Annotated in this window: 12 protein-coding genes and 4 pseudogenes; 9 read left to right on the top strand and 7 right to left on the bottom strand. The window is 37.3% G+C overall.

The window, feature by feature from the left end:
* The first annotated feature begins 125 nt into the window (after positions 1 to 125).
* The 3 genes from Xets_RS19185 to Xets_RS19175 all read left to right on the top strand — a co-directional run bounded on the left by Xets_RS19185 (position 126) and on the right by Xets_RS19175 (position 2,134).
* Positions 126 to 407, top strand: a complete 282-nt coding sequence (locus Xets_RS19185) for a helix-turn-helix transcriptional regulator (RefSeq protein WP_187652356.1) — start codon at positions 126 to 128, stop codon at positions 405 to 407.
* 350 nt (positions 408 to 757) lie between these two features.
* Positions 758 to 1,645, top strand: a complete 888-nt coding sequence (locus Xets_RS19180; protein ID WP_187652355.1) for a hypothetical protein — start codon at positions 758 to 760, stop codon at positions 1,643 to 1,645.
* 45 nt (positions 1,646 to 1,690) lie between these two features.
* Positions 1,691 to 2,134 carry a DUF1240 domain-containing protein gene (locus Xets_RS19175; RefSeq protein WP_187652354.1) on the top strand — a complete coding sequence of 148 codons (444 nt, stop codon included), beginning with the start codon at positions 1,691 to 1,693 and terminating at the stop codon, positions 2,132 to 2,134.
* A gap of 30 nt (positions 2,135 to 2,164) precedes the next feature.
* Here the strand turns inward: Xets_RS19175 and Xets_RS19170 are convergent, their stop codons facing one another.
* The 3 genes and pseudogenes from Xets_RS19170 to Xets_RS19160 form a co-directional block, all read right to left on the bottom strand.
* On the bottom strand, positions 2,165 to 2,644 hold the full coding sequence (locus Xets_RS19170; protein WP_047770631.1) for an Hcp family type VI secretion system effector: 480 nt from the start codon (positions 2,642 to 2,644) through the stop codon (positions 2,165 to 2,167).
* Between the two features lie 125 nt (positions 2,645 to 2,769).
* Positions 2,770 to 3,459 carry a replication initiation protein gene (locus tag Xets_RS19165; protein ID WP_187652353.1) on the bottom strand — a complete coding sequence of 230 codons (690 nt, stop codon included), beginning with the start codon at positions 3,457 to 3,459 and terminating at the stop codon, positions 2,770 to 2,772.
* Between the two features lie 1,123 nt (positions 3,460 to 4,582).
* Positions 4,583 to 4,681, bottom strand: a pseudogene (locus Xets_RS19160) (transposase); the annotation flags it as partial.
* Between Xets_RS19160 and Xets_RS19155 the strand changes: the two are divergent.
* The 6 genes and pseudogenes from Xets_RS19155 to Xets_RS19130 form a co-directional block, all read left to right on the top strand.
* A pseudogene (locus Xets_RS19155) lies at positions 4,681 to 5,414 on the top strand (Tn3 family transposase); the annotation flags it as partial. The pseudogenes Xets_RS19160 and Xets_RS19155 overlap by 1 nt on opposite strands.
* Positions 5,414 to 5,647 (top strand): Tn3 family transposase, encoded by a 234-nt coding sequence (locus Xets_RS19150; RefSeq protein ID WP_187652351.1) that lies wholly within the window; start codon positions 5,414 to 5,416, stop codon positions 5,645 to 5,647. The pseudogene Xets_RS19155 and the gene Xets_RS19150, both read left to right, overlap by 1 nt.
* Before the next feature lie 247 nt (positions 5,648 to 5,894).
* Positions 5,895 to 6,137, top strand: a complete 243-nt coding sequence (locus Xets_RS19145; protein ID WP_099134080.1) for a type II toxin-antitoxin system ParD family antitoxin — start codon at positions 5,895 to 5,897, stop codon at positions 6,135 to 6,137.
* On the top strand, positions 6,130 to 6,414 hold the full coding sequence (locus Xets_RS19140) for a type II toxin-antitoxin system RelE/ParE family toxin (RefSeq protein WP_099134081.1): 285 nt from the start codon (positions 6,130 to 6,132) through the stop codon (positions 6,412 to 6,414). The genes Xets_RS19145 and Xets_RS19140 overlap by 8 nt, the downstream gene beginning before the upstream one ends.
* Positions 6,415 to 7,132: 718 nt before the next feature.
* Positions 7,133 to 7,828 (top strand): replication initiation protein, encoded by a 696-nt coding sequence (locus Xets_RS19135; RefSeq protein ID WP_187652350.1) that lies wholly within the window; start codon positions 7,133 to 7,135, stop codon positions 7,826 to 7,828.
* 123 nt (positions 7,829 to 7,951) lie between these two features.
* Positions 7,952 to 8,421 (top strand): annotated as a pseudogene (locus tag Xets_RS19130) (Hcp family type VI secretion system effector).
* Between the two features lie 28 nt (positions 8,422 to 8,449).
* Here Xets_RS19130 and Xets_RS19125 read toward each other — a convergent pair.
* From Xets_RS19125 to Xets_RS19110, 4 genes and pseudogenes are all read right to left on the bottom strand, one after another.
* On the bottom strand, positions 8,450 to 8,884 hold the full coding sequence (locus Xets_RS19125; protein WP_338066718.1) for a DUF1240 domain-containing protein: 435 nt from the start codon (positions 8,882 to 8,884) through the stop codon (positions 8,450 to 8,452).
* A 10-nt stretch (positions 8,885 to 8,894) separates the two neighbouring features.
* The gene (locus tag Xets_RS24850; protein WP_255430694.1) at positions 8,895 to 9,275 is read right to left on the bottom strand and encodes a hypothetical protein; all 381 of its coding nucleotides are present in this window, start codon (positions 9,273 to 9,275) and stop codon (positions 8,895 to 8,897) included.
* Between the two features lie 364 nt (positions 9,276 to 9,639).
* Positions 9,640 to 9,903, bottom strand: a pseudogene (locus Xets_RS19115) (type II toxin-antitoxin system RelE/ParE family toxin); the annotation flags it as partial.
* Complete coding sequence (locus Xets_RS19110) at positions 9,887 to 10,159, bottom strand: plasmid stabilization protein (protein ID WP_187652349.1); 273 nt, start codon at positions 10,157 to 10,159, stop codon at positions 9,887 to 9,889. The gene Xets_RS19110 and the pseudogene Xets_RS19115, both read right to left, overlap by 17 nt.
* Positions 10,160 to 10,768 lie beyond the last annotated feature (609 nt).

Genomic DNA, 10,768 nt, shown 5'->3' with positions numbered 1-10,768 from the left:
CTAAAAATGACAATTTACGATGTAAATTGGCTACCTAATTTTTGGCTATTTAAATTGACCGCTTAAAGGTGTTTACTGTTCCGTTACTCCCGAAACCCCAATAACAACAATGAGGTGAAGCAGGTATGAATACACAAGACTGGCATCCCGCCGATATCGTTGCCGCCCTGTCCCGTGAATCTGGTTTAAGTTCTTCCACACTGGCAAATGTCCTGAAACGGGCATGGCCCAAAGGCGAATGGATCATTGCCCGTCGTCTGAATATGCACCCTGCCCAAATCTGGCCAAGCCGATATTTTGATATGAAGGGACGTATGGCAAAACGAAAACCCAGAAATGCCCCAGATTGGGATGAGTTGGTCAGTCAGGGCGACCGCGAAGTTGGGAATAAATTTAAAAAATTTTAGGGTCAAATACGGGTCAGATGTGTTTTGTAGCACAGCCTGCACGCAGTCAGTGTTACAAAACGCTGGGTCAGAGCATAAGCCCCGACATCCCTTCGCTAATGCCTATTATACTGCGTCAAGAACAGGAGGTTTACCGCCTACAACCCCTAAATATGAGGACAGAAACTTCAGTGCCATAGCCAGACTTATCAGCTGGTCGAGAAGCTTAAAACACAGTGTTATATCCCGACAAGGAAATTTGATCCACTTCCCAATAATTCAGGAAATTTAAAGAAAAAATAGTTGAGTCCGATAAAATATGAGACAAAATGTCAATAAATTATCAGGTTATGTAGTTTTGGGGGTGTCAAATGAGCAGAAGCATTTCAGATGAGTTTATGGATGGGCAGTTAGTATTTGATAATGGAAGATTAAAACCTCTTAGCCATATGAAAGCGTATAGAGAAAAACAATATGCTGAGCTTGAAAGAAAATTAAATGATGCAAAGAATGAAGAACATTATGCTCTAATAACGTTAGAAGAAGCTACAGGCTTTTTAAAAGCAGCATTGTGTAAAAATGGTGAATATAAGGCATGGAAAGATAAAATATTTTCATGTACAGATCCGGCATCGTCGTTTGCAGGAAATATGTTTGATTCTATAGGAGTGATTAAAATCATAAATGAATTTAAAAGTTTTGGTATTAAAGCTAAAGAATATAAAGGGAGAGGAGGAGCTAAACATATTAAGATAACAGGTAAACAAAGCGTTAGAAAATTTATAACAGGAACTAATTATCGTCTTGATAATCAAAAGATATTAAAAATAGGAATTGGTTCAAAAAGTCTAGTAAATGGTATAGTTACTGGAGTTAAGGTTAGTATAGTTTTCTCTCTTGCTTATAGAACTATCGAATTTATGACAAAAGATGAATATGCGCTTGCCGATTTTCTGGGTAATATAACAGTTGATGCGGCCAAGACATTGGTTACTGTGTTAGCTACTGCCGCTGTTGGTGAAATAGCGGCTGGGTATTTTTTAGCAGCGGGAGTGAGTGTAATAGGGCTTTCTGTTGGATTGTTTTTTATTGGTGTTGGTATAGCAGCACTTTTATATTATCTTGATAATGAATTAGGGATAACAAATAGCGTTATTGAAACGATTAAAGAAGTAGATAAAAAAATACCAGGTAATCATTATGAGATTAATCGCCAAGCAATGGGCGTAAGTACTCCAGCTATTTGGCCTTGGAATTAAATATGGAAATGTTTTTATTTTATGATTATTAAATGAGAGAACTTTATGTCAAATAAAATTGAAAATAAAAACGAGAAACCGGTAATTTTTTCTTTATGGCGTAGGCTTTTTTACATATCAATATTGATGCTGATTATGTTATCAATGTTTTCGGTGGTTTTTTTTTCATGGCGTGATTTTATTTCATTAATTAACTTAAATGATAGAGTTTATTTTTCTTGGAGGGTGTTTTTTATTTCCTTTGGATTTCCAATAAGTATTCATATGTTGTATTCTCTTATGATTGCTTGTTTCTTAGATAAACCTCGACCATATCAAGGCCGTATGGTTAATTTTTTAGTGTGGTTATTTTTCTTTGCGTTTATTTTTAGTATTCCTGTGTCTTTATATGTTGATAATAAATTGAAACATTTTGGTTATGTAACGTGTAGCAAAAAATCTTTAATTGCACCAAATGAATATGTTAGAAATATAAATTTATGTCACTAAGCATATATTAAATATATGCTTAGTTTTTACTTAGTACACTCTGTCTTCCCATATACTATAGGCAGATGTACCTGCTGTTACATGATTCCATGAGATTGATTTATAGTTAAGTATAATTCTTTCATATGGCATGGCATCAAAATCATTTATAGAATGCGGATAGGTACAAGAAATTTCAGAAATTGTGGCTTCCGTGATTTTGACTTCATAAAAATGCTCTAAATGTCCTATCTGACCAGTTCTGAAGAAAATAAATTTACCATCTAGTGATTCGTTGGAATCTATTGCCATGGCTAATAATGGAGATGATTTATCTATGGGTTTGATAAATTGTATGGGGTGATGGCTTACATTCTGTTGACGAGATATTGAATGATCTAAACTGAGTACCTGTATTTGATCTTCGTGCCCTTTTTGGTATCGGTTTCCTATAGAGTCTAGAGTGGAGCAACCTGCGGATATCAATCCTTGCTTCTTGCCGTTTAATGTTAGATAAATCATGTATGACATAAAATTACCATCCTAGTTATTTATAGATAATCTAAATTAATAACATATCACACAGACTTTCTCTAAAAAAGAAATATAAATCCGAATAAACGGTTTGATTTTATATTATTTCCTAATGATTTTTGTTAAATGCTCATTTTTATTTGATTATCCTCTTTAAATATGAAATGTAAAGCGACAACATTACGCCCATCTTTAACAGTATCAACGGATACAAGCAGATTGCTTTTTTGATTTAGTTCTTTTATAGATGGTTTTAAAAGAAGTTTATTTAAGTCCTTAAATTGTAAATATTTATCTTCTATTCCTAACATGGATCTAAAATCTTTTAGATTAATGATTCTATCTCCAGTTTTTTTGAATTGCATTAATAATTCATAAATTCTTATGCTATAGGTTCTCTTTAGTGCTGAAACATTTTTTACTGCAATGGTAGTAAATTGGCCTTTTAATTGTGTCAAATAAGGCATAATTAGATCAGAAAAAACTAATTCTACTTTCCCTTGACCATTGAAATATTTAGCTTGGCCTTGAATCCATCTTATTTTTTCTTCTTTTTCCTTCCAATGAATATAAATCCAACGTTCAGCTAATTTATCAGCAGCCTCCTGTAATCTGCGTTCCGCATTCTCTCTGCCCATATCAGGAAATGCTAAGTAAAACTCACTAGCAGTTAATTGAAATGTTTTTTCAGGAGTGATTGCTTGGGGGTTCAACTTACCGATGCACATCAATAAAACTCTTTGTTCTTGAAGAGTCAATTTATAACTAGCTTCAATGAGGGCATTTGACTTGTAGGCAATAATCTCGGTCATATCTTGTACCATTATTAGTGGAAAACATTTTTTAGACACCACCATAAATATAGGTGGTGTCTTTTATTTGTCAACCACATTTGGTTGTGAATATTACCGTCAAAAGCACCACCTATTACCGTCAAAAGCACCACCTATTACCGTCAAAAGCACCACCTATTACCGTCAAAAGCACCACCTATCATGGTGTAATTAATTGATTAATAAAGATAAAAACCGACCGAAAACAAGAATAAAAACAAAAAAACAAGTTAAAAAAGGCGCTCCCTGTGGATAAGTCAGAAAATTTAGTCAGCCCGATCACAAAAAAGGATGTCGTCGCTTTGCAGCTCCTTTCAGCCGCCCTCACGGGCGCTCCACGGTTAGATCCTACTATCTCCGACTCCATGCTATCGAGAACCTTTAGTTCGCTTCGCTCACGGCTTAGCAGGGAGGGAAAAGGTTATCCATTCAGTCCCCCTCCAGTATCAGTTATTTGATCCGCTAAAGGTCTTAATTTTGATCCAAAGAGTATCCCCCATGTACTCATGGATATAAAACCGCACAGAAGCCATTCTCAGCCGTTTTTTATACACGCCAATAAAAGGGGGTAACTTAAGACAGAAAAGAGCTTAAAATCGCTCTAGGACGTTTTTAGCTATGATATTTTTTGCGTGATCAAAACATTCCGACTTATAACCCATTCAAATCGAAATCATCACTATTTTCACGAATCATTAACTGGTATCCAATTAGACCTAGCGTCATATCATCCCGTATTGTATTAATTCGATTCACGTTCATACCGATGCGAATGATTTTTACAGTGGGGAAATTGACTAAAATTCGGTTTACGTGATCTTTTTGACGTAAAACCCATGAACACGAAGTAGTATGCATAGTTATGCAATTGCTTAAAAACGTCTGTACGCAATTTTGCGCGTTTTATGGGCAGTAGAGAGGGGCTTTTGTAGGTTTAAGGTAAAAACTGCGCTGAGTGGCATACAGGCGGTTCTGGCAACGGATGTTATGTTAAATTGACTGTATGGTACAGCGCAGACTCAATCACGGGGGTTGTCCACGTTTACTGGGGGTTTTTCGCCCATTCCCTCGAAAAGTTCACTGCACAAAATCAAACCATCTTTTTCAGTCTAAAGATACGTAGGTTATGGCAAACCGCGATTTTAGTGGAATCGATAAAGGCAATGCCGTGTGATTTTTGTTTGCGTGAAGAAAGGAAAGCGCATATACCTGCTGTGCTATGTCTGGCTACGTTACCGACAGCTGTCTGATAATCTGGTGAGTGCCCTTATCTGGCATATGAGGCAAATAGAAGAGCGATGCAGTGCGGAAGCCAAAAACGCTTTGAAGCCGCTCAATTACGTCAGCAACAGGATAATCATAAATTGGGACGTGTATTATCCCTGTTTGTTGATGACAGCGTGTCCGATAGCTTATCTTTCGGTAATGTCCGTCAGAGAGCCTGGAAAATTATTTCCAGAGACAACCTGCAACAGGCAGCGTTACACATGAGCAGCCGCTCAGACAGTAAACTGGCTCAGCACTGGAAAGCAGTGGATACTCAGACAAACCTCATCCGCCGTCATTTACGGCCTCTGTTTTCTGCGCGGGATTTTTCCAGTGTGAAAACTGATTGTCCATGGTTGTCAGCCCTTGTCTGGGTTAAGGGAGTATTTTTCCGGCAACAACGACTGAGCCAGCGTCCGCTGATGGAATGCCCAAAAGAAACTCTACCGAAACGACTGCACTCGTGGCTGCTGATCTTAGATGAAAAAGGTCATCCTGTAGGGTTAAATACCGATCGTTATGAATTTTGGCTATACCGGCAACTCAGAAAGCGGCTGGAATCGGGGGAACTATATCTCGATGACAGTCTGCAACACCGGCATCTTTCTGATGAGCTGGTTTCCATTGAAGACAAAGACGATATTCTGGCTCAGATGGACATTCCATTTTGCGTCATCCGATACTGGCCTGTGTGATCATTTACTACAATTCAGCCTTAATATCCCGGTTGATGGAGAAATATGGAGAAAGCCTGGGAGATATGGAAAAAGCAGGCGAATTTATCAGCAAACTGTCTCCCGTAGCATGGCAACATATTTTATTGAACGGCCATTATACCTTTAATAGTGGAGGGAAAGAGATTGATCTGGATGCGATGCTCGAAGGACTGAAATTAGTCTGACAAAATTTTGGGCGGTTCCGGCTTACAACCCCAAGTTGTTTTATCCGGCTTTTTAGGTGGTTTCATTCGGTAAGATTTTGTGAGATAGCAGGCCGGACAAGGTTTACAACCATTTTTTTAACGGCGTCACTTGGTAAAATCCAAGTGACGCCGCCTCCCTGTTTGAATAAATAACAACCGTTTTAATTGGGTCACAAATCAGTTTGCAGTATGCTTGATGTATTAACAGTTAATACAGGTGTCCACTATGAGAAAAATTACGTCCATCAGTATGGGGAAACAACTTGACGGTTTTGTGCAACGGATGATTGAAAGTGGCCGTTACGGTTCAGCCAGCGAAGTGATGCGTTCGGCATTGCGTTTGCTGGAACAACAGGAATATCAGGACGAAGCCATCCGTAACGCGGTGATCGAGGGACTGGAAAGCGGGGAAAGTGCGTTGACGCTGCGGGAGATTGCTGAACAGAGGAAACAGCGACATCGTGTATAGGCTATCAGAACGTGCTGCGGAGGACTTTGCAAGTATTTATGATTATACGTTGATACAATTTGGGGAAGCCCAAGCGGATCACTATACAGACGCTCTGAACGCATTTTTAGAGACGCTGGCAAATATGCCCGATATTGGACGGGATTATCCGGCAGTATACGGTGTTAGACGGATAGAATTTCAGCGCCACACTGTTTTTTACACTGTCCGAGACAGCGATATCCTGATCGCCCGTATCTTGCATCAACAGATGGATCACGCCCAACATTTATGGTGACCGTGATGATCAACAGTTTGTGCCTCTTTTCACAATATCAATCACGCCATATTTAAAATATCACTGATAAAACCGCCTCAAAACGATTTTGAGCGATTTTTTTGCTCTTGATGATGGAATCTGTGTTGATATCTAAAAAATGGCTCAGAGAGGTTTTTAAGTGGATTTATGCCTGTTAAGGCATGGAAGGCTGCTCTTCGGATTTATTGGGATCTTCGTGGATTGAACCGCCGATACAAAGGGGGACTAAATCTTTCAGCCCTGCAAAGCCGTGAGCAAAGCGAACCCATCGGCACGAAACGTAATGTAACAGCAGGTGCATAGAGTCGAAGACAGCGGATTTGATCTTGTAACCCCTTGTAGGTTTGTTAGGAATTTTAAGGATAGAGCAAAACAAAAAAGCTGAATTAAATCTTATTTTTCTTTGTTATCCACAGATCTCTCCCCTTATTTAACCTTATTTCTTTTAAATTATAAACCTTATGGTGCTTGTATATAATTGATTTTAAATGATTTTTTAGGCAAAGCGCATAGAAAATTACGGTAAAGCGCATAGAAAATTACGGTACTTTTACCTTAAAGCGCATAGAAAATTACGGTAAAGCGCATAGAAAATTACGGTGATATCCACAGATCTTGGTATAGAAAAAAAAATATTCTATACCAATAATATATTGTATAGCTTATTATCATATCTATACTTCACATGGATTAAATTATGATGAGCCAAGTTGCTATAAAATCTAACAGTTTAATTGAAGCTAGTTACAAATTGACTTTGCAAGAACAGCGTTTCTTACTTACTTGCATCTGCAAATTAAAAGCTTTTGATGTTCCGGCTGATAATCAGAAAAAAATGACTATTACAGCATCTGAATTCTTTTGTAATTTTCCTGAAATGGGTAGAGAAAACGCAGAAAGAGAATTAAATAAAGCTATAGATAGGCTTTGGGATAGAACTATTTTCATCAAAGATGAGAATATTAAACGAGAAGTTAGATGGTTACAAGAAAGGGCTACTTACCTTTCAGGAGAAGGAAAAATTGAAATAACTTTTTCTGACTCTGTTCTACCTTACTTGACGATGTTACAAGGATCTTTCACTAAGATACTATTAAAGAATGTATCATCATTGGCAAGTGCATACAGCATTAGGTTATATGAATTACTCATACAACGATTTGACTTTCAAAATAGATACATTCCCCTTGATGAATTTAGGATTATCTTAGGGATAGGAAATAAATATCTTCAATTTAGAGCTCTTAATCAATGGGTAATAAAACCTTCCGTTGATGAATTAAATAAAAAAACAAACTTAGAAGTAAAAGTGGATACAGTAAAGCAAGGTAGAAAAGTAGTCGGATTACATTTTTATTTTAAAGAAGATAACCAAATAAAAATAGTGATTTAACAAAAATAATAACAAAGAAATATTTTTCATATTTCTTTGTTTGATTTCATCTATATGTTATGTTAAGAATTGTAATAATCAAATCTAATTCTAAATAACTAGGATGGTAATTTTATGTCATAAATGATTTATTTATCTTTAAATGGTAAAAACCAAGGTCTCATATCTGCGGGATGTTCAACACCAGATTCGATAGGAAATCGGTATCAAAACGGACACGAGGACGAAATACAGGTACTTAGCTTAAACCACACAATAACGCGAGATCAAAATGTCAGCCATCAACCAATACAATTCATAAAACCAATAGATAAACTTCCCCATTATTAGCTATGGCAATAGACTCGAACGAGTCCCTAAATGGCAAATTTATCTTTTACAGAACCAGCCAAGCTGGACAATTAGAGTTGTTTTATGAAGTGAAAATAACTGAGGCTACTATTGTTGATATTTCTTGTATATACCCACATTCTATAAATAACTTTGATGCTATGCCACATGAAAGAGTTTTACTAAACTACAAATCCATATCATGGAATCATATAACAGCTGGAACATCAGCTTATAGTATATGGGAAAACAGAAATTTTTAATTAGAGGTAAGCATAGCATAAGCTATGCTTATTTACATAATGATATGTTTTTCACATACTTATTTGTTTCCATCCATGATGATTTTGCACATAAAAAATAATTTTCACTTTTAAGTTTAAAATCAACATAAAAAGAAAAAAGAAACGTAAAAACAAATCCAACCATACCTATGAAAGTAAGCAACCCACCAATCCTATTACTTAAAGTAACCTTGTTTTTATTACTTAAATTTACCTTGTGGTTTCTTAAAATTGACTTAAATAAAAGTATGGATATATATACACACAATGGGCTACACCAAATAAAAAAAGAACTTTTCGCTGAGAATGTAACAATGTCACTTCTGGTTAAAAGCCTTTGATAATCTATAATTGATGCTATAGCTCCAATTATAGAGGCACCCATAAATATAAGTGCAGCAATAAATATTTTTACTTTTGATGGATCATTTTTATTAACCACGTGAATACCGTCACAACATATTGAAAAGTTGATCAGGATGATAAGGTGTAGGAGGCTTTGCCTTATGCTCTTTTAATCTTTGAATTATAGATTCACTGATTTTAAATTTATTATCTAGTTCCATTAACCCCCAGACAACAATTGCTCCAACGACGAAAACACCGAAAGCTATAGCAGTAGCACTTAAGGTGGTGGTAATAATGAGCGAAGTAGCTGCTGTTACTACCAACCTAGCTATTGTTGTTGCTACAATTAACTTAGCCATATCCATTGATAAATTAACAAAAAAATTAGTTAAGGTATACTCATCCTTAAGGAGTAATTCAACAGCTCTATATCCAGCTGAAAATATAATACCAAATCTAGCTCCTGAAACAACACTACTTTCCATAGCTACAGAACCTATCCCAACCTCCATTATTTTTTATAAGATATCTTGTCGAGTTTAAATACTTCCTAATACCTGGATGATCAGTTATCTTTATATATCTTTCCCCATTTTTACCTAAATATTCTATAGCTTTTATTCCCTTTCCTTTTAGTTCATTTATTATATGAGAAAATATTCCAATATTTATAGGTTTAAAATTTTCTGCAACTTTTAAAACACCAGGAATATCTTTTATATTTGCGGCGAAATTTGATAAAACATCTGTTATTGGGAAAATATTACTATTAATAATTGATTTTAAATCACTTCCTAATTCTTTCAAAAAAATAATAGCTTCATTCTGATCTAATAACACATGATACTCTACAGCCAGCACGTTAACCTGCTTCGCCTTATCGTCTACTTCGTAAAGGACATGCTGTCCTGCCAGGCTGATGCGGCGCACGTCCTCGCCATAGCGTGTGTCCACTTCGTACAGGCGGGGAAATTCTGCCAGTTTGTCAGTGGAATTCAGGAGGCGATCCGTCACATTTCTGGCATCCCAGAGTGATGAATTTTCTGCGATATAGTCAAAAAGTGCCATAACGTCCTCGATAGCGCCTTGTTTCCATTCAACGTGATACGGCATCGCGTGACTCCTGATAACGGCTTTGCAACTGCTGGCGAAGCTGTCCGGTGGTCATGCCTGGGCGACTGTCGGCGCGGGCGATCGCAACTTTGGCTCTTACCCGTTCTTCGTACTCGGCCTGGGCCAGTTCCTCGTTAGCTAACCGTTGCAGAAGTTCCGCATTGCGGGCTGCGTTGGCGCTGGGCATGATCTGGAGCAGATTTTCTGCCAGTTCACGCAGGAAGTTGGCGTTTTCATAGTGAGTTGTGTTGCTCATGGTTATGCTCCAAATCTCCGGAAGTATGTGGGGAATGTAGCAGGGTAGCCCATACGGGGCATGTTTTCTGCGGGTTGTGCCAGCAGGCTTATCTGTGTCGATTATACGTCATAAAATTTAATTGATTAAATTAAGGTGTGAGAAATGGCAGATCTTAGGATTGTTAGCCGGAACTGCCTAAAGTTTTGTTAACTTAACTAGGCATGGCCTAAGGGGGCATTAATACTGGTTTTGCATGTTCCATTTTTATCAATCTTTTACGAAAATAACTAAGTTCCATCTATATGATTATCTTATTGAAATATTTTATCCAACCCGTTAACCTGATAACGCTATTGGCAAAATCCGATAGCCGGGGATTTGCAACCCTGATAGAACGATCCACTGGTAGGAAGTTTCTGCCAGTGTGCCTGCGCTCGCCCGTTCAATGGCGGTTCAGGTAGGGGAGGCTTCGGCCTCGCAGGATGATCGTTCCCTGTATTGCAAACCCTGCTTGAGTCGCCACCAATAAGGGGTTTCGGGAGCAATGGAACAGTGAACGCCGTTAAGTGGTCAATTTAAATAGCCATTTAATTATAAATCAATAGATTAATTTTCTTCATTGAAAGG

The organism is Xenorhabdus sp. TS4 (genome assembly GCF_014467265.1).
GTDB classification, from domain to species: Bacteria; Pseudomonadota; Gammaproteobacteria; order Enterobacterales; family Enterobacteriaceae; genus Xenorhabdus; species Xenorhabdus ehlersii.
The sequence above is the reverse complement of the archived record's forward strand: the minus strand, read 5'-3'. Positions and strand labels throughout refer to the sequence as shown.